This is a genomic window from Burkholderia sp. HI2500, assembly GCF_002223055.1.
Lineage (GTDB): Bacteria > Pseudomonadota > Gammaproteobacteria > Burkholderiales > Burkholderiaceae > Burkholderia.
Genome location: NZ_NKFL01000005.1, coordinates 1 through 18,756 on the forward strand (window position 1 = coordinate 1; position 18,756 = coordinate 18,756).

Consider the following 18,756-nt stretch of genomic DNA (forward strand, 5'->3'; position numbering starts at 1 on the left):
TTACTTTAGTGTGAGACTCTTGATACTTTCGCTATCTGATCCGAGGATCAGCTCGCTTTCATCAAGCGCCCACACTTATCGGCTGTTAATTTTTAAAGAGCATTCTGCGAGGAACTTCGTGTTTCCCGGCAGCGCTGCGTTTTCAGCAGCAGAGAAGCGAGATTATGAACCGTGTTTCGCAGTTCGTCAACAACTTTTTTACTGCATCGTTGCGACTGCGGGGCTCAACTTCCAGGCCAGCTGCGCGCTTCAGACTCCAGCACACCACCCGCCTTGCTTCCCTTCTCCCGCGCCGCGTTTCCGTTAGCGCGAAAGAGGCGTGATTGTAGGTAGCTCGCGACATTCGCGCAAGGGGTTTGAAGCAACTTTTTTACAAAAGCTGCAATTCGGCCAGCCGGCCATGTGTCGGCACGAGACCGCTTATGGTGCAAAGAACGGACTAGAATGTGAGGCTCTTCGCCTCTTTCTATATACGTCTTTAATATGCGCCAGCGAATCGCCAAACGCCTCCCCCCCGATGCCGACAAACTGGTCGGCCTGTCGCTTGCGCTCTTCGCCTCGGGCAGCCGCATCGAGGACCGCTTCTGGGAAGCGAAGCTCGATGCGCTGCTCTCCAAGATTGTCCGCAACGGCAACCAGACCACGCTCGACGCAGCGCTCGACCATCTGCAGCAAAATCATCCCGACGCCTATGGCGCGCTCGCCGACATGGCCGAGACGCACAGCGAGTCGATGGTGATCGAGCACGACGGCCAACCGTTCGATGCGCTGCTGGTCGCCGTCCCGGTTCTCGCATGGACGCGCTACATGATCCCGTCGGGCCCGCTCAAGGGCGACGTTGCCGACGCACTTCGAACGCACCTGCAGGCGCACGTCCTTGCGAACGGTACCCTCGTCGGGCTTGCCCCGTTCCTCTACAGCATCGACCAGTTGCCGCGACACCACGTCGAGACCTACCGGCTCGCCCAGCAGCTCGCGCATGGGGCGATCAGCCGGCACACGCCCAAGCTCAGCTTCGGCGACCTGCCCGAAACCTCGCCGATCCTCGCCGACCCGCGCTTCCTGCTCGCCGTCGTTGCGGCCCCCGCCGGCGCACCGCTGTTCCGCTGGCAGGAAGAAGAAAACGGCAGCCGGATCGAACGCGGCCAGTGCCTCGAGCAATGGACGGCCCAAGGTGGCCCGAACCTGTCGATCGCGCTGCCCGGCTGCGAATTCGAATGCCTGCTTCCGGACGCGTACTACTCGGCCTGCCGGGATGCGGACGAACGGATACGTCCACATACGGTCCGAACGGCCATTCGTTATCTATTCGACACACTTGGTGCAGCGCCGCAAGAGCTCCGCGCGGTGGTCGCCGGCTTCGGCGAACGCCGTATCGACGAGTACCGTGTCGGCTTCACGCGGCGTGCCAGCAACGACGTAATCTACGGCGTCGTATGGCCGCTTTACGGCCGTGAAAACGGCGACATGTCGATCGACAGTGCGACGCTCGAAGGCGAAGCGCCGATCGAAGGCCCGGTCGAGGAAATCGTGAGTCTGCTGAAGGAATGCGGCGTAACCGACGTCCGGCGGCACGCGGGCCGCTTCGAACCTGAATATTGCGATGACTGCGGCGTGCCGCTCTACGCAGATCCGCTCGGCGAAATCGTCCACGCTGAAATGCCGGAAGACGCGTCACCCGCCCAGCCGCACTTCCACTAATCCGCAGCACAGCAGGCCCGACGGCCTGCCCACCTGAAGCCGCTCACGGTTCCCACCGGAGCGGCTTTTTACTTGTCTGTCCTCCCGTCGCCCGAAATTTCATACTTTTCCTAAGCCTTTCAGCCAAGCAGACATCGTGTAAGGTCTTTGTCATTATCAGACCCAAGGCATGCCAGACGGCAGATCAATGGCTCACATTACGGAGGTTGAATATGCGGTTCCTGATGCTCAATTCAGACGCCGAGCGGCGTGACGGACTGAAGGCCCTGTTGCGACAGATCGACCGTCACGCCGGCATCAACGATGTGCCCGACAGTTTTCAGGCGCGCAGGCTGCTGCGCAACCAGCGTTTCGACCTGGTCGCGATCGACTGGCTCGACGTCGGCCGGCTCAGCGAGCTTCAGGCGCTCTGCAGCGCGTGCTCGCCGACACCCGTCGCCGTCCTGGTCGACGAAACTTCGCCCGAAGCAATCCAGCGCTTCTTCAACTACGGTGTCGCCGGCGTGATCCCGCATTCCACGCGGCCACACCTGATCGTGCGTGCGCTCGAGATCGTGCTGCTGGGCGGACACTACATTCCGCCGATCGCGCTGCGCCTGCTGCCTTCCGCTGCTGCGGCGCGCTACGATGCCCATTTCCAGACGCTCGCCGGGTCGCTTCCCCGGCGGCCGCCGAGCGGCCTCCTGTCGCCGCGGCAAGCGCAGATCATGCGCTTCGTCCACATGGGCAGCACCAACAAGATGATCGCTCGCACACTCGGCATCAGCGAAGGCACTGTCAAGATCCACCTCGCCAGCATCTTCCAGCAGCTCGGTGCCGCCAACCGGGCCGCCGCGGTCGCAATCTACAACGGCTGGCTGTCGCCCCATCTCGAGGTGCTGTTGGCGAACCGCAGTCGTGCGCGCAAGCCGCCCATCGGCGAACAGGGCCCGGTTCCGCTGCGTACGCAACGGAGTAACCGCCCGTACCCGTTGCCGGCCTCGATCGATAGCGCGCAGGACCTGCCGATCGCCGCCGAGCCGCCAGCGCGGTTCCGGCGCGAACGCTAGTTAAACAGTCTCGATATTGCGACGGTCGGTGTGTGCGGATTCCCACCTTTGATGCTCAACGAGTAATATGGACGCATGGGTTTTCTTTTCACACCGCTTCCGCTCTGGGTTGGCATCGGTGGCTGGATCGCCGCCGTGGCCCTGCTCGCGCTCGCGATCTGGAATCGTCCCTTCGTGCGCCTGCAGGACGCCACGCTCCAGCACGTGTGGCTCGCGCTCGTCACCGCCATTGCGGTCCTCTGGGCCTCGAATGCGTGGCTCGACGATGGCATCGTCATGCATCTGCTTGGCGCGACGCTGCTCGTCACGCTGTTCGACTGGACACTCGCACTGATCGCGATGGGCGCCGTCACGGCGGTCGCCGCGATCATCTTCGATGCGCCCTGGCAGGGCATTGGCCTGACCTATCTGATCTACGGCGCGCTGCCGGTCGCCGTGTCGGCATTGCTGCAGCGCGCCGCACTCGCATGGTTGCCGCACAATCTCGCGTCGTTCATTACCGGCCAGGGATTCCTGTCGCCCGCCATCGCGATCATCGCGGTTGCCGCTGCCGCTGCCGGGGTCCAGCTCGCGCTCGCGGATGGCGTTCCCGTCGTGATTCCGGCCGGCTATCTGCTGAACACCGCGCTGCTCGCACTCGGCGAAGCGTGGTTCACCGGCATGGCGACCGCACTCATCGCTGTCTATCGTCCCGCGTGGGTCACGACCTTCGACGTCCGGCGCTATCGTCTCGGCGGCCCGCGCGCCTGAATTGCCCTCCGGCGGCGGCGCCGTCATCACGCGCCGGCCTCCCCTCCCTCAGTACGGCAGAATGCGACATCTACTGCCGCACAACTTTTTTACGCTAAGATTGAACTCCGGTTCTTCATCGGGCATCTATACGTGCCCGATGTCTCATTCGCTCCTCACCAATAACCAGATGGACAGCTCTCCTGCGTCGCTCCGGATTTTCCGGGCGCTCGGCAAGCTGGCAGCCTGTATTGCGGGCCTGTCGCTTGCGCTTCCGACACCGGCATTCGCCGATCTGCTCGACCAGCGCTCCGAACTGATCAACAAATTCGTCAACGAAATGCATGCCGATCCGCTCGCCGCCGATTGTGCAGCGCACGGCAGCTTCATCGCCAGCACGTCGTCGGCCTTCGACCGCGTCGACTTCGCGCCGAACGCATTCGACAGCGGCAACGCGACGATCACGCCATGGAACGACTCGTTCGACCAGGGCAAGCAGCGCGTGAAGGTCGACAATATCGTCACGGTCGACGGCCTCGGCATCCACAGCGACGGCAGCGACGCGACGCCGCTGAAATTCCGATGCGGCTATGTCGGTCAGCAGATGCTCGCGTTCAGCTGGAACGACCCGGTTCCGCCGCTTAAGCCGCGCGTCGAGCGCTCCTCGTCCTCGACGAAGAAATTCAAGGGCAAGTCGCACCGAGGCAAGGGCAAGGCAAAGGCATCGGGCCGTACCGGCAGCAAGAAGGCCGTCGCAACGAAAAAGTCGAGCGGCCAGAAGAAGGTCGTGAAGAAGACCGCGAAGAAGTCCTGATCCGCCGAAGCGGCATCCACAGAAATAAAAAAGCCGGGGCATCCTGAGATGCCCCGGCTTTTTCATACGGCGACGCTACGCTTACGCGAACGTGTCGACGTGCACCAGGATCGCCGCCAGCATCGCTGCGCCGAGCGCCGCGCTTCGCTCGCCGTTCCAGCCGACGCGTTCGTCGGGCAGGTTCGCGTTGTCCTTGAACGGCATCTCGAGCGTCAGCGACAGACAGCCGAACTGATGGCCGATGTACTTCGACGCGAGCTTGAGCGCGTCCTCCTTGTACTTGCTCGCGGCATAGCCGTGCTCAGTCTGGAAGTCCGGGCTCGCGACCTTGAACGCTTCGATGAACGCGGTCTGCTCCTTGCCCTGCTGCTCGGTGAAGCTCGGCAGCATCTCGGACCCGGCAACGAACACATACGGCAGATCCTCGTCGCCGTGGATGTCGAAAAACATGTCGCAGCCGATCGCATGGATTGCATCGCGCACGGCCAGCACCTCGGGACTGCGCTCGGCATCGGGCGCCATCCACTCGCGGTTCAGGTTCGCGCCTGCGGCATTGGTGCGCAGGTTGCCATGCACGCTCCCGTCCGGGTTCATGTTCGGGACGATATAGAACGTCGCACGATCGTACAGCTTGCGCGCGACCGGATCGCCGGCCCAGTCGCCCCATCCGGCCAGCCGCTTGACGAGACCTTCGACGAACCATTCGGCCATCGACTCGCCGGGATGCTGGCGCGCGATGATCCACACCTTCTTCTTCGGCACGCCATCCGTTTCCGGCGTACCGAGCGTCAGCAGCGACATCGGGCGACCTTCAACCGTGCAGCCGAGTTCGACGACGCTCGCCTGCGGCAACTGCTGAACCGCGCCGAGAAACGCCGCGTGACGCTCTTCCGAGTACGGCTCGAAATACGCGTAGTAGATGCTGTCGAATTCCGGCGTATGGTCGATGGTCATCGTCTTGCCGTCGAACGTCGTCGGCACGCGGAACCAGTCGACCCGGTCATAGCTCGCCACCGCGCTGTAATTGCGCCAGCCCGACGGATACGCGCATTCGGCAGCATTCTCGAACGTCATCACGCAGCGCTCGCCGCGCACGCCCGTCAAGCGGTAGTAAAACCATTGCGCGAATTCCGAGCGGGTGTCGCCGCGCACGCGCAGCCGAATCGCATCGGGACTGTCGCACGACACGACGTCGATTGCGCCTGCGTCGAAATTGCTGGTGATCGAAAGGGCCATCTGTCTCTCCTGGGGCGACCGGAACAGGCGGTGTAGCGCTTGCCCGGCCTCATGCATGCGCCGGCCGTCTCGTGAACGGCCGGCAGGGTCACTCGCCGACTCGCCGGCGATATACGTAAGTCGAATCGTTCGACGCCGCCGCATCGAACGCATAGCCTTCCGTCGCGAAATCCTTCAGCGCCTTCGGGTCGGCAATACGGTTCTCGACGATAAAGCGCGCCATCAGACCGCGCGCACGCTTCGCATGGAAGCTGATGATCTTGTAGCGGCCGCCCTTCCAGTCCTCGAACACCGGTGTGATGACCGGTGCGGCCAGCAGTTTCGGCTTGACCGACTTGAAGTATTCGGTCGACGCGCAGTTGACCAGCACGCGCGCCGCACCGCTGCGCGTTTCGAGCTGTTCGTTCAGCGCCCGCGTGATGCGGTCGCCCCAGAACGCGTACAGATCCTTGCCGCGCGCGTTCGCGAAACGCGTGCCCATCTCGAGCCGGTACGGCTGCAGCAGGTCGAGCGGGCGCAACAGCCCGTACAGGCCCGACAGCACGCGCACGTGCTGCTGCGCATAGTCGAGATCGGCGGACGACAGCGATTTCGCGTCGAAACCTTCATAGACGTCGCCGTTGAACGCGAGCACGGCCTGCTTCGCATTGGCGGGCGTAAAGGTCGACGACCAGTCGGCGTAGCGCTGGAAATTCAGGCGCGCAAGTGGATCGGAGATATCCATCAGCGTTGCGATGTCCTGCGGCGACAGCTTGCGCAGGCCGTCGATCAGCTCGGACGCGTCGTCGACGAATGCAGGCTTCGTGTAAGACTGGACGTGCGCGGGCGTATCGTAGTCGAGGGATTTGGCTGGAGAGAGAACGATTATCATAGAGGCTCGCTGGCACGCCGTGCCTTGCGGTCAGACGAAAACCACCGATTGTAACGAATGACCCGCTCTCTCGCCCCGCACGCCGCGCACCGCGTCGTGCTCGACTCGAACGTCTGGATCGACATCCTCGTATTCGACGACCCCGCTACGCGCCCCATCCGGGCTGCGCTGGAAAGCGGCGCGCTTGCCGCCGTGATCGACGGCCGCTGCCTGACCGAGCTCGAATACGTGCTCGACTATCCGCAGTTCCAGTCGCGCGCCATCGACAAGGCGGCCGCACTCGCGACCGTCGCCCGGCTGGCGAGCCTCGTCGAGCCGCCGCCCGTCGACGCCGGCGCGCCGCCGCTGCCGAAGTGCAAGGACCGCGACGACCAGAAGTTTCTCGAACTCGCCCGCGCCGCGCAGGCCGAGTGGCTCGTGTCGAAAGACCGCGCGCTGCTGAAGCTCGCGAAGCGCACCGCACGCGACTTCGGCTTCCGGATCGCGCAGCCCGCGCCATTTACCGAGGCCTGCTCGCTCGACGCCACGCCGGACACGACGACCACGCCGGCCTGACCTACGCCGCACCACCCGATTTCGACCGTATCGATGAACGCTCCTTCAGACATGCCAACGACTCCCGTTTTCCCCTCGCGCCTGCCGAACGTCGGCACGACGATCTTCACGGTCATGAGCGCGCTTGCCGCAGAAAAAGGCGCGGTGAACCTCGGCCAGGGCTTTCCGGATTTCGACTGCGATCCGCGCATCGTCGATGCGGTTGCCGCCGCGATGCGCAACGGGCACAACCAGTATCCGCCGATGGCCGGTGTCGCGCCGCTGCGCGACGCGATCGCGGACAAGATCGCGCAGGTCTATGGCCGGCGTTACGATCCGGCGACCGAAATCACCGTCACGGCCGGCGCGACGCAGGCGTTGCTGACCGCGATCATGTGCACGGTGCACCCGGGTGATGAAGTGATCGTCGTCGAACCGACCTACGACAGCTACCTGCCGTCGATCGAACTCGCGGGCGGCAAGCCCGTGTTCGTCACGCTGGAAGCGCCCGACTACGCGATCCCGTTCGACCGCCTGGCGGCCGCGATCACGCCGAAAACGCGCATGATCCTGATCAACACGCCGCACAACCCAACGGGTACCGTGTGGCGCGAGTCGGACATGCGCAAGCTCGAGGAGATCGTGCGCGGCACCAACGTGCTGATCCTGTCCGACGAGGTCTACGAGCACATGGTCTATGACGGCGCGCGCCACGAGAGCGTCGCGCGCTATCCGGAACTCGCCGCGCGCAGCTTCATCGTGTCGAGCTTCGGCAAGACCTATCACGTGACGGGCTGGAAGGTCGGCTATGTCGCAGCGCCTGCCGCGCTGACCGCGGAATTCCGCAAGGTCCACCAGTTCAATGTGTTCACGGTGAACACGCCGATGCAGATCGGGCTCGCCGACTACCTGCGCGACCCGGCGCCGTACCTGACGCTTGCCGACTTCTACCAGAAGAAGCGCGACTTCTTCCGGGCCGGACTCGAGCGCACGCGCTTCAAGCTGCTGCCCTGCACGGGCACGTACTTCCAGTGCGTCGATTATTCGGCGATCAGCGACCTGCCGGAAGCGGAATTCTCGAAGTGGCTCACGTCGGAGATCGGCGTGGCCGCCATTCCAGTGTCGGCGTTCTATCACGAGCCGCACGAATCGGGCGTCGTCCGATTCTGCTTCGCGAAGCAGGAAAGCACGCTCGCGTCCGCGCTCGAACGGCTCGCCCGCCTGTAAGACCCACACGGGCGGTCGCACACCGCCCTGCGGGAACCATGCTTACGAACGCGCGACGCTCGTCGCGTCGATATACGCCTTGCGCTCGGCCGCCACGCGCTGCGCGGCGGGGCGCTCGCCCACCTTCTTCGCATGCGCCTTCCAGTCGATGCCTGCATCGAGCAGGAAATCGCGCCCGAATACGGCTTTCGTCGCCATGCCGATGACCGGCAGATGGACCCACGCGGCGATGTCCGCGAGACTGAACGACTCGCCGAGCACATACGGCGAAAACTGCGTCATCTGCTTGAATCCGTCGATCGCGCGCGGCAGGCGCTTCTCGACGTGCGCCTTCATCCCGTCGCTGACCTTGCCGCCGAAAAACGCTTCGGTGTAAACCTCGCGCGCCACCCATTCGAGATAAAGTTCGAGCGTCTCGATCAGTTCGCGCACCTTCGCGGCCGCGAACGGGCTCGCCGGGAAAATGCCTTTTTCGGGATAGCGCGCCGCCAGATACTCGATGATCACCTGCGACTCGAACAGCGCCCCTTCTTCGGTCTTCAGAAAGGGAATCTTGCCGAGCGGCGAATCGGCGAGCTGCGCCGGATCGCTGACCGGCAATCCGCATACCGACTCCTCGAACGGAATGTCGTGCTCGAGCAGGACGAACTTCACCTTGTTGTAATAGTTGGACAACGGAATACCGCACAGCTGTAGCATCGGAGTCTCCTTCCTTGCTGAAGCGCGGCCGCATCGATGCCGGCCGCACCGGGATTCATCGCGCTGAAAAGCACGTTCGTGCTAGTCTAAAGCAAGTTTTGCGTCTGCCGCGACAACAATACCTCTGCTGCGACATCGTCCGCATCAGCACGCGCCATGTGTCCGCTGCCGCAGCCCTGCTATCCGATGGAGACACGCTCGCATGAGTGCTGAACTGCTGGCCTCGCGTCCGCCCGAGAGCGAATCGACGCTCGTCCTCACGCTATCCAACCCCGGCGCGCGCAATGCGCTGCATCCCGACATGTACGCGGCCGGCATCGAAGCGCTCGCCACCGCCGAACGGGATCCCGGGATTCGCGCGGTCGTACTCACCGGCGCCGATCGCTTCTTCTGCGCGGGCGGCAATTTGAACCGGCTGCTCGACAACCGCTCGAAGGATCCGTCCTACCAGGCCGACAGCATCGATCAGCTCGCCGCCTGGGTCACGGCGATCCACGCTTCGACGAAGCCGGTGATCGCAGCGGTGGAAGGCGCCGCGGCCGGCGCGGGCTTCTCGCTCGCGCTCGCGTGCGACCTGATCGTCGCCGCGCACGACGCGAAGTTCGTGATGTCGTACGCGCGTGTCGGCCTGACGCCCGATGGAGGCGGTTCGTGGTTCATCGCCCGCGCGCTGCCGCGTGCGATCGCGGCCGAGATCCTGTTCGAAGGCAAGCCTGTTGCAGCCGAACGTCTGCACACGCTCGGCGTCGTCAACCGGCTCGCCGTGCCCGGCGCGGCACTGACCGATGCACTGGCATGGGCCGATGCGCTCGCCGGCATCTCGCCGAACGCACTCACGCGCATCAAGTCGCTGCTCGACGACGCGACGACGCAACCGCTCGACGCGCATCTCGCCACGGAGCGCGATCATTTCGTCGCATCGCTGCATCATGCGGACGGGCTCGAAGGCATCACCGCATTTCTCGAGAAACGCCAACCCCGCTACAAACGCTGAACCGTCGCGCCCGCTTTCGGATGGACGCGTCGCCACCGCATCGACCCGATGTTGCACGGCGACGCCCCCAATCTCGACGACTCGGAACGACAAGCGATCGCCCCCGACACCATGCAGCTCGACGCGCGCGCACGACTGCGCATACGCATCGGCGCGCACGGTTCCGTCGCCAGCAGCCCGCATCGATCCATGCTCTAATGACCGCCTGTCGCGGCGCTGCCGGCGCCGTTTTCGCGCATGCAACAAAGGAGTTCACGATGATCGACGTCTATAGCTGGGCGACCCCGAACGGCCACAAGGTGCACATCATGCTCGAGGAGACGGGCCTCGCTTATCGCGCCCATCCGGTCGATATCGGCGCGGGCGACCAGTTCAAGCCGGACTTCCTGAAGATCAGCCCGAACAACAAGATCCCCGCGATCGTCGATCCGGACGGCCCCGGCGGCCAGCCGATCTCGCTGTTCGAATCGGGCGCGATCCTGATCTACCTCGCCGAGAAGACCGGCAAGTTCCTGCCGACCGATCCGGCCGCACGCTATGCGACGCTCGAATGGCTGATGTTCCAGATGGGCGGTGTCGGCCCGATGCTCGGGCAGGCGCACCACTTCCGCCTGTATGCGCCGGAGAAGATCGAGTATGCGGTCAACCGCTACACGAACGAGGCGAAGCGGCTGTACAACGTGATGGACAAGCGGCTCGGCGAATCCGAATATCTCGCGGGCGACGCGTACACGATCGCGGACATTGCGACGTTCCCGTGGACGCGCTCGTGGCAGAACCAGGGCATCGTGCTCGACGAATTGCCGAACGTGAAGCGCTGGCACGAGGCGATCGCCGCACGACCGGCCGTGCAGCGCGGCGTCGAAGTGCTCGCATCGATGCGCAAGGCGCTGCAGGACGACAAGGCACGCGAGGTGCTGTTCGGTGCGACGCAATACGCGAAGCACTGACACGCATGTGACGGGCGGAGCGGCATCCGTACATGCCGCTCCCCGCTTCAGAAGTAATGCAGCGTGATGAATTCGGCCGCGCAGACGGGCAGCGGCACATCGGGACGCTCGACCTGCATCGTCACCGACCACGTCACCTGCACACCGTCCCGCGCAGCCTCGGCGGCTTCCTTTACCGCAAACAGCGCACGCACACGCGCACCGACCGGCACCGGCTTCAGGAACCGCACGCGGTTCAGTCCGTAGTTCACCCCCATCTTCTGCTCGAAACGCATCGCATCGGCCATCAACGCCGGAATCAGCGACAGCGTCAGGAACCCGTGCGCGATCGGGCCGCCGAATGGCGACTCGCGCCGCGCGCGGTCGGGATCGACGTGAATCCATTGATGATCTCCGGTCGCATCGGCAAAGCCATCGACACGACGCTGGTCGATCGCGATCCAGCCGCTCGCGAGCGGCTCCGCGCCGACTCGCGCCTGCAGCGCCTGCGCCGATGCGATCAGCGGCAAGGTCACGTCGGTCATGCCTGCGTGCCTCCCGGATGGCGCAGCCCGAAGATCACCTTGGTATGCACGGTGATCACCGTCTCGCCGGCGCCGTTCACGCCGACCCATTCCGTCGACACGATGCCGCGGTCGGGCTTGCTCTCCGACACGCGTTTGTCGTGGACCTTCTGATACATCGTGATCGTGTCGCCCGCGCGCACCGGCTTGAGCCAGCGGATCGAATCGATGCCCGGCGAGCCCATGCTCGTCGAGTCCGACCCGAGCTTCTTGATGAGCAGGCTCATGAACACCGAACACGTATGCCAGCCGCTCGCGACGAGCCCGCCGAAATGCGATGCTTTTCCCGCTTCTTCGTCGAGGTGGAACGGCTGCGGGTCATAGCGTTGCGCGAACGCCTTGATGTCGTCCGGTTCGAACGTGTAGCGGCCCACTTCGGTGGTACTGCCGACCACCAGGTCTTCGTAACTGATGCCCACTCGGTGTCTCCTTGTCTGGTGCGCTCGCGCGTCGCCGTCATGCTGCGTCGGTCTGCGCGAAATCGGGCAGCGCCGCGATGCGGGCAAGATGATGATCGGTGTCGCCGAGCGTCGTCTCGATGATCGTCAGCCGCTTGAACAAGTGTGCGGCGGCGACCTCGTTGGTCACGCCCATGCCGCCGTGCAGCTGGACGGCCTGCTGGCCGACGAAGCGCGCGGCGGCGCCGACACGCGCTTTCGCGGCCGACACGGCCTTGCGCCGCGCATCGGCATCGCCGCTCGCGTAGCGTACGGCTGCCAGATAGGTCAGCGAACGCGCCTGCTCGGCATGGATCAGCATGTCGACCATCCGGTGCTGCAGCGCCTGGAAACGCGCGATCGGCACGCCGAACTGTTCGCGCGTCTTCGTGTATTCGACCGTCGCGCGATTCAGTTCGTCGAGCACGCCGACCGCTTCCGCGCACAGCAGGAACGTCGCGTAGTCGGCAACCTGCTCGAGGGCCGCAGCGTCGCGCGCACCGCCCGTCAGCAGTCGCGCCGGCGTTTCATTGAACCCGATCGTCGCGGCACGCTGGCCGTCGATCGTCCGGTAGTCGACCACCTTCACGGTCGCGGCATCCCGCTCGACGACGAAGAGGCCGATGCCGCCACCGTCGACGCGTGCGGGCACGATCCACGCATCCGACTGTGCGCCATGCTGAACGACCGACTTCGTGCCGGTCAGCCGGTACGTGCCGCCCTGCTCGCGCGCATGCGTGTCGAGTTCGAACAGGTCGTAGCGCGCATGCGGTTCGTGGAATGCGACTGCCACACGCTTCTGCCCCTGCGCGACGGCTTCCAGCAGCGCCGCATCCTCACCCGCGCCGGAACCGGCAATGCGCAAGGCCTCGACGCCCACCGCCGTTGCCCAGTACGGCTCGATCACGAGCGCACGGCCGAGTTCCTGCATCACGACCAGCATGTCGACCGGGCCGCCGCCGAAGCCACCCTGCGCGTCCGGCACGGGCAGCGCGGTCAACCCCAGTTCGGCGAACGCGCTCCATTGCGTGTCCGACACACCCGCATCGCTGCGCACGATTGCCTGGCGCGCTTCGAAGCCGTATTGCTCGCCGAGATAACGGCGCAGCGCGTCGGCAAACTGCTGCTGCTCATCGGTAAAGCTGAAATCCATGGTTGTCTCCGTTCCCTGATCACAGCCCCAGAATCATCTGCGCGATGATGTTCTTCTGGATCTCGTTCGAGCCGCCGTAGATCGACGTCTTCCGATAATTGAAGTAGTACGCGGCAAGCGGTGCCGCATCGTCGTCGCCCGCGATGCTGTGCTCGCGCTGGCCGTCGAGGAACGGTACGTCGAACGGTGCGGCGAGCGGGCCGATCGCGTCGACCATCAGCTCGGTGAGCGCCTGCTGCACTTCCGTGCCCTTGATCTTCAGCATCGACGCCTCGGGGCCGGGCCCCTTGCCGCTCGTCTCGCGGCTGACGACGCGCAGCACCGTCACCTCCAGCGCCATCAGCTCGACCTCGAGCGCAGCGACCTTCGCGGCGAACACGGGATCGGCGAGCAACGGCTTGCCGTTCTTGCGCTGGTTCGACGCCACACGCTTCAGGAACGCGAGCTCGCGCTTCGACCCGCCGACGCGCGCGATGCCGGTGCGCTCATGGCCAAGCAGGTATTTCGCGTAGGTCCAGCCGCGGTTCTCGTCGCCGACGAGATTCTCGACCGGCACCTTCACGTCCTCGAAGAACACCTCGTTGACCTCGTGGTCCTCGTCGAGCATGACGATCGGGCGCACCGTGATGCCGGGCGTCTTCATGTCGATCAGCAGGAACGAGATGCCCTCCTGCTTCTTCGCGGCCGGATCGGTGCGCACGAGGCAGAACATCATGTCGGCGTACTGGCCGAGCGTCGTCCAGGTCTTCTGGCCATTGACGACGTAGTGGTCGCCCTGGCGCTCCGCGCGCGTGCGCAACGATGCGAGGTCGGACCCCGACCCCGGCTCCGAATAGCCCTGGCACCACCAGTCCGAGCCGTCGAGAATGCGCGGCAGATAATGACGTTTCTGCGCTTCGCTGCCGTATTTCATCAGCACTGGCGCGACCATCGATACGCCGAACGGCAGCACGGTCGGCGCACCGATCCGCGCGCACTCCTCGTCCCAGATGTGTCGTTGCGTCGCGTTCCAGCCCGGGCCGCCGTATTCGACGGGCCATGCGGGCGCAGACCAGCCGCGCTGACCGAGAATCCGGTGCCAGCTCGCGAAATCCTCGCGATCGAGTCGTTTGTGATCGAGTACTTTGGCGCGCAGTGCGTGAGGCAGGTTGGCCTCGAGCCAGGCGCGGACGTCGACGCGGAACGCGTCGTCCGAGGGGGAATAATCCAGATCCATGCGCAGTGTCTCCTGTCGACCGGAGTTAGCGCTTCAGCGGTTAGTCCGGTCCCATGCAAGGCTGTCCGCAGCCGTCCGGCCCGGCAAGGACTCACTGCATATGTCTATTGCAGCGGTTCTTTGAGCGCGGCAGGAATCGGCAGCGGCATCACGTCGATGCCTTCTTCGGCCAAGGATTGCGTATCTTCGGGCGTCGTGACGCCACGAATGCTGCGTGCCGGCGCCTCGTTGTAATGGATGCGCCGCGCTTCCTCGGCGAAGCGCTCGCCCACATTCTCGGTTTTCTCCAGCACCTCGCGCAGCGCACGCATTACCTGCGCCTGCAGTGCACGCGAATCGACCGGCTGGGCCTGCGTCGCGCCCGACAAGTTCAGGCGCGGCGCCGACGGCAGACGGTTGACCTCGGTCGTTCCGCACACCGGACATTCGACCAGCTTGCGGGACAACTGCGCTTCGAATTCATCGGCGGAAGCGAACCAGCCTTCGAACCGATGACCGTGCGGGCACTGTAAATCGAGGACCTTCATGCTGAATCAGGGCGTGTGGCGAGTGTAGCGCAAAAAGCGGTTTTGTGAACGGTCGTGCTAAATATCGATCGCGCGACGGCGTGGCGCCGCGTCACCGGATTGTAACGCGGCGCCCCACCCGCCGCTGACGCTGCGCTCAGGGCGTCAGGACCGGCCCGAGCGGCCACGTCCCGGACAGCACCTTGTCGAGCCACATCGTGCCGATGATCGTCTTCACGTCGGAGATCTGGCCCGTGCGCACCCATTCCTGCAGGTCGGCCTGCGTCGCAATGAAGGTCTCGAGGAATTCGCCTTCATCGAGCTTGCGCTCGCCGGCCGTCAGCCCGCGCGCCAGGTACAGGTCGATGAATTCGGTCGAATAGGAAATGATCGGATGAATCCGGGCCAGGAACACGTACTCGCGTGCCGTGTAGCCGGTTTCCTCGCGCAGTTCGCGCACCGCGCATGCAAGCGCGCCTTCGTTCGGATCGAGCTTGCCGGCCGGGAATTCGGCCATCACCTTGCCGATCGGGTAGCGATACTGGCTTTCCATCAGCACGCGGCCGTCGTCGAACAGCGGGATCACCATCACCGCGCCCGGATGCTGGACGTATTCGCGCGTGGCTTTCTTGCCATCCGGCAGACGGACGGTATCGCGCTTGAGCTTTAGGAACGCGCCTTCGAAGATCGCCTCGCTTTCGAGGCAGGTTTCGGTCAGTGCGGCGTCGTGATTGGGTAGTTCGGCCATCGGCGGCTCCAAAATTGAGCGCGACGGCCGAAGCCGTCAGCGTCGTTTGACGAGATACTGGAACGTGAAGCCGGGAAACGCGAACACGACGAAAAGACTGAACGTGATCGCGTAGAACTGCCAGCCCTGTTCGAAGCGGTTGCCGGCGCGCGACTCGAGCCAGAAGCCGAGCGCGCCAACGATGAAGTACAGCACGATCAGCTCGCCGATCCGCACCCACCCGCTCTTCTTCGCCGTGCCGAACGGCACGACGGCGAAGAGGCGTTGGTTCAGGAACGGCAGGTTGGCGCAGACGAGCGCCAACAGCACGATAAACCAGCCGGCTGCCGACATTACAGCGGCAGCGTGTGACGAATTGCCTGCAGGCAGGCCGTCAGCAGCGGGCTCGGGATCAGGCCGAGCGCGACGACCGCGAGGCCGTTCAGCACGAGGATCGTGCGCTTGCAGAAATCGCCCGAAATCGGCGTCGTATCCTGCGGTGCATCGAAGTACATCAGCTTCACGATGCGCAGGTAGTAGAACGCGCCGAACAGCGACGTGATCACGGCCAGCACGGCCAGCCACGTGAGGCCCGCGTTGACGGTTGCCTCGAGCACGGCGAGCTTCGCGTAGAAGCCGACGGTCGGCGGAATGCCTGCCAGCGAGAACATCATGACCATCATCACGAACGCGAACACCGGGCTGCGCTTGTTGAGGCCCTTGAAGTCGTCGATCGTTTCGGCTTCGAAATCGCGGCGTGCGAGCAGCATCACCACGCCGAACGAGCCGAGCGTCGTGATCAGATAGACGATCGCGTAGAACATCGCCGAGCTGTATGCGTTCGCCGGTGCCGTCGCGTCGCCCTTCACGATGCCCGCGAGCAGGCCGAGCAGCACGAAGCCCATGTTCGAGATCGCCGAGTACGCAAGCATCCGCTTGATGTTGCGCTGGACGATACCCGTGATGTTGCCGACGATCAGCGACAGTGCGGCCAGGATCACGAGCGCGGTCTGCCAGTTCTGTGCGAGCGGCAGCAGGCCCATCACCAGGAAGCGCAGGCCCCACGCGAACGCGGCAACCTTCGGGCCGCCGCCGACGAACAGCGTCATCGCGGTCGGTGCGCCCTGGTAGACGTCCGGCACCCACATGTGGAACGGCACGGCGCCGAGCTTGAACGCGATACCGGCGACGATGAAGACCACGCCGAACATCAGCACGGCCGCGTCGGTGTTGCCGCCGACCGCCTTGTACACCTCGGCCAGCTCGAGCGAGCCGGTCGCACCGTACAGCATCGAGATGCCGTACAGCACGAAGCCCGATGCGAGCGCGCCCAGCACGTAGTACTTCATCGCGGCTTCGCTCGACTGTGCGGCATCGCGGCGCAGCGCGATGACGGCGTACAGCGACAGCGACATCAGTTCGAGACCGAGGTACAGCGTCAGGAAGTTGTTGCCCGACACCATGACCAGCTGACCGAGCAGCGAGAACATGCCGAGCAGGAACACGTCACCGCGGAACATGTCGCGATCTTCGAGGTACTTGCGCGAATAGACGAGCGAGACCGCGAAACCGAACGACACGACAGCCTTCATCATGCTCGCGAACGAGTCGACGACGACCATCTTCGAAAAGAAGTAGTACTGCTGCGGGTCGAGTGCCTGCACCGCGAACCACACGCCGGCCACGACCGACGAGACGACCGCGATCAGATAAGTCAGGCGGCGGCCGGAAGCACCGGTAAAGGTGTCGTTCAGCCATGCGACGACGATGGCGGCCAGCACCAGCGCGTCAGGCAACAGGACATTCATAGGGGCGTTTTGCATGATCTTGAGTTCCTCCGCTCGCGATTACTGGGCCAGCGGCAGCTTCGACTGCGCGACGTGGGAGAGGAGGTTTTCCACGGAAACGTGCATCACGTCGGTGAAAGGCTTCGGATACAGGCCCATCAGCAGCGTGAACGCGGCGAGCACGGCCAGCATCAGGAATTCGCGACGGCCGATGTCCTTCAGCTTGGCAACGTGATCGTTCGCCACCGCGCCGAAGTACACGCGCTTGTACATCCACAGCGTGTAGGCAGCACCGAGGATCAGCGTGAATGCCGCGCCGAATGCGATCCAGAAGTTGTACTGGACGGCCGCGAGAATCACCATGAACTCGCCGACGAAACCCGACGTGCCCGGCAGGCCGCAGTTGGCCATCGAGAACAGCATCGCGAAGGCCGCGAACTTCGGCATCACGTTGACGACGCCGCCGTAGTCGGCGATCTGGCGCGAGTGCACGCGGTCGTACAGTACGCCGATGCAAAGGAACATCGCGCCCGACACGAAGCCGTGCGAGATCATCTGGATGATCGCGCCTTCGACGCCGAGCTGGTTGAAGATGAAGAAACCGAGCGTGACGAAGCCCATGTGCGCGATCGACGAATACGCGACCAGCTTCTTCATGTCGGCCTGCACCATCGCGACGAGGCCGATGTAGATCACCGCGATCAGCGACAGCGTGATCACGACGGGTGCCAGGAAGTGGCTCGCGTCAGGCGTGATCGGCAGCGAGAAACGCAGGAAACCGTATGCGCCGAGTTTCAGCATGATCGCAGCCAGCACGACCGAGCCGCCCGTCGGCGCTTCCACGTGCGCGTCCGGCAGCCAGGTGTGGACCGGCCACATCGGCACCTTCACCGCGAACGCGAGGAAGAACGCAATGAACAACAGTATCTGCGGCGTCATCGCGATCTTGGCGTTCTGCCACGTCGCGAGGTCGAACGAATGCGTTTCCGTGTACAGGTAGATCAGCGCGACCAGCATCAGCAGCGAGCCGGCCAGCGTGTACAGGAAGAACTTGAATGCCGCATACACGCGGTTCGGGCCACCCCACACGCCGATGATGATGTACATCGGGATCAGGGTCGCTTCGAAGAACACGTAGAACAGCAGGCCGTCGGCCGCCGAGAATACGCCGATCATGATCCCGGACAGGATCAGGAACGCCGCGAGGTACTGCGCGACGTTCTCGGTGATCACTTCCCATGCGGCGATCACGACGATCACCGTGATCAGCGCGGTCAGCACGACGAACCACATCGAGATGCCGTCGACGCCGAGGTGATACGCGATGTCGAAGCGTTCGATCCAGGTCGACTTCTCGACGAACTGCAGCGCAGCCGTGCTCGAGTCGAAGCCCGTGATCAGCGGGATCGTGACCGCCAGGCCGAGCAGCGAACCGATCAGCGCGATCCAGCGGGCCGTCCCCGGATTTTTGTCGTTACCCACCGCAAGCACGAGGAGGCCGAAAACGATCGGCAGCCAGATCGCGGTACTGAGAATCGGAAAAGCGTGCATTAAGTTGTCCCC

General features: G+C 64.1%; 20 protein-coding genes. 8 read left to right on the forward strand and 12 right to left on the reverse strand.

Annotated features, from left to right (window positions below):
* Window positions 1-483: 483 nt before the first annotated feature.
* The 4 genes from CFB45_RS12770 to CFB45_RS12785 all read left to right on the forward strand — a co-directional run bounded on the left by CFB45_RS12770 (window position 484) and on the right by CFB45_RS12785 (window position 4,293).
* On the forward strand, window positions 484-1,701 hold the full coding sequence (locus tag CFB45_RS12770) for a DUF2863 family protein (RefSeq protein WP_089425962.1): 1,218 nt from the start codon (window positions 484-486) through the stop codon (window positions 1,699-1,701).
* A 212-nt stretch (window positions 1,702-1,913) separates the two neighbouring features.
* Window positions 1,914-2,750: a response regulator transcription factor gene (locus tag CFB45_RS12775; RefSeq protein WP_089425963.1), complete on the forward strand. Its 837-nt coding sequence runs from the start codon at window positions 1,914-1,916 to the stop codon at window positions 2,748-2,750.
* Between the two features lie 75 nt (window positions 2,751-2,825).
* Window positions 2,826-3,500 (forward strand): energy-coupling factor ABC transporter permease, encoded by a 675-nt coding sequence (locus tag CFB45_RS12780; RefSeq protein WP_072440675.1) that lies wholly within the window; start codon window positions 2,826-2,828, stop codon window positions 3,498-3,500.
* 139 nt (window positions 3,501-3,639) lie between these two features.
* On the forward strand, window positions 3,640-4,293 hold the full coding sequence (locus CFB45_RS12785; RefSeq protein WP_089425964.1) for a BspC domain-containing protein: 654 nt from the start codon (window positions 3,640-3,642) through the stop codon (window positions 4,291-4,293).
* An 81-nt stretch (window positions 4,294-4,374) separates the two neighbouring features.
* On the opposite strand, the gene CFB45_RS12790 is transcribed toward CFB45_RS12785, so the two are convergent.
* Complete coding sequence (locus tag CFB45_RS12790; protein ID WP_089425965.1) at window positions 4,375-5,529, reverse strand: M14 family metallopeptidase; 1,155 nt, start codon at window positions 5,527-5,529, stop codon at window positions 4,375-4,377.
* A gap of 88 nt (window positions 5,530-5,617) precedes the next feature.
* A complete protein-coding gene (gene yaaA, locus CFB45_RS12795) occupies window positions 5,618-6,400 on the reverse strand; it encodes a peroxide stress protein YaaA (protein WP_089425966.1) in 783 nt (260 codons plus the stop codon).
* A gap of 57 nt (window positions 6,401-6,457) precedes the next feature.
* On the opposite strand from yaaA, the gene CFB45_RS12800 reads away from it, so the two are divergent.
* Both CFB45_RS12800 and CFB45_RS12805 read left to right on the forward strand, forming a co-directional pair.
* Complete coding sequence (locus CFB45_RS12800; protein WP_089425967.1) at window positions 6,458-6,955, forward strand: putative toxin-antitoxin system toxin component, PIN family; 498 nt, start codon at window positions 6,458-6,460, stop codon at window positions 6,953-6,955.
* Window positions 6,956-6,988: 33 nt separating this feature from the next.
* Complete coding sequence (locus CFB45_RS12805) at window positions 6,989-8,161, forward strand: pyridoxal phosphate-dependent aminotransferase (protein ID WP_089425968.1); 1,173 nt, start codon at window positions 6,989-6,991, stop codon at window positions 8,159-8,161.
* Window positions 8,162-8,203: 42 nt separating this feature from the next.
* Here CFB45_RS12805 and CFB45_RS12810 read toward each other — a convergent pair whose 3' ends face one another.
* Window positions 8,204-8,860 (reverse strand): glutathione S-transferase family protein, encoded by a 657-nt coding sequence (locus CFB45_RS12810; RefSeq protein ID WP_089425969.1) that lies wholly within the window; start codon window positions 8,858-8,860, stop codon window positions 8,204-8,206.
* A 202-nt stretch (window positions 8,861-9,062) separates the two neighbouring features.
* Here CFB45_RS12810 and CFB45_RS12815 point away from each other — a divergent pair, with 202 nt between their 5' ends.
* Window positions 9,063-9,854: an oxepin-CoA hydrolase, alternative type gene (locus CFB45_RS12815; RefSeq protein ID WP_089425970.1), complete on the forward strand. Its 792-nt coding sequence runs from the start codon at window positions 9,063-9,065 to the stop codon at window positions 9,852-9,854.
* Window positions 9,855-10,111: 257 nt separating this feature from the next.
* The gene (locus CFB45_RS12820) at window positions 10,112-10,804 is read left to right on the forward strand and encodes a glutathione binding-like protein (RefSeq protein ID WP_089426624.1); all 693 of its coding nucleotides are present in this window, start codon (window positions 10,112-10,114) and stop codon (window positions 10,802-10,804) included.
* Between the two features lie 47 nt (window positions 10,805-10,851).
* Here CFB45_RS12820 and CFB45_RS12825 read toward each other — a convergent pair whose 3' ends face one another.
* The 9 genes from CFB45_RS12825 to CFB45_RS12865 all read right to left on the reverse strand — a co-directional run bounded on the left by CFB45_RS12825 (window position 10,852) and on the right by CFB45_RS12865 (window position 18,744).
* Complete coding sequence (locus tag CFB45_RS12825; protein ID WP_089425971.1) at window positions 10,852-11,328, reverse strand: MaoC family dehydratase; 477 nt, start codon at window positions 11,326-11,328, stop codon at window positions 10,852-10,854.
* A complete protein-coding gene (locus CFB45_RS12830; protein ID WP_089425972.1) occupies window positions 11,325-11,786 on the reverse strand; it encodes a MaoC family dehydratase in 462 nt (153 codons plus the stop codon). The genes CFB45_RS12825 and CFB45_RS12830 overlap by 4 nt, the downstream gene beginning before the upstream one ends.
* A 37-nt stretch (window positions 11,787-11,823) precedes the next feature.
* Window positions 11,824-12,957: an acyl-CoA dehydrogenase family protein gene (locus tag CFB45_RS12835; protein ID WP_089425973.1), complete on the reverse strand. Its 1,134-nt coding sequence runs from the start codon at window positions 12,955-12,957 to the stop codon at window positions 11,824-11,826.
* A 19-nt stretch (window positions 12,958-12,976) separates the two neighbouring features.
* Window positions 12,977-14,173 carry an acyl-CoA dehydrogenase family protein gene (locus CFB45_RS12840; protein WP_089425974.1) on the reverse strand — a complete coding sequence of 399 codons (1,197 nt, stop codon included), beginning with the start codon at window positions 14,171-14,173 and terminating at the stop codon, window positions 12,977-12,979.
* A gap of 104 nt (window positions 14,174-14,277) precedes the next feature.
* Complete coding sequence (locus tag CFB45_RS12845) at window positions 14,278-14,700, reverse strand: DUF1178 family protein (protein ID WP_089425975.1); 423 nt, start codon at window positions 14,698-14,700, stop codon at window positions 14,278-14,280.
* Window positions 14,701-14,836: 136 nt separating this feature from the next.
* Window positions 14,837-15,427, reverse strand: a complete 591-nt coding sequence (locus tag CFB45_RS12850) for an NUDIX domain-containing protein (RefSeq protein WP_089425976.1) — start codon at window positions 15,425-15,427, stop codon at window positions 14,837-14,839.
* Between the two features lie 36 nt (window positions 15,428-15,463).
* Window positions 15,464-15,760, reverse strand: a complete 297-nt coding sequence (locus CFB45_RS12855) for a DUF2818 family protein (RefSeq protein ID WP_046544751.1) — start codon at window positions 15,758-15,760, stop codon at window positions 15,464-15,466.
* Complete coding sequence (gene nuoN, locus CFB45_RS12860) at window positions 15,760-17,214, reverse strand: NADH-quinone oxidoreductase subunit NuoN (protein ID WP_174976206.1); 1,455 nt, start codon at window positions 17,212-17,214, stop codon at window positions 15,760-15,762. The genes CFB45_RS12855 and nuoN overlap by 1 nt, the downstream gene beginning before the upstream one ends.
* Window positions 17,215-17,253: 39 nt before the next feature.
* A complete protein-coding gene (locus tag CFB45_RS12865) occupies window positions 17,254-18,744 on the reverse strand; it encodes an NADH-quinone oxidoreductase subunit M (protein WP_021162817.1) in 1,491 nt (496 codons plus the stop codon).
* Between the last annotated feature and the right edge of the window lie 12 nt (window positions 18,745-18,756).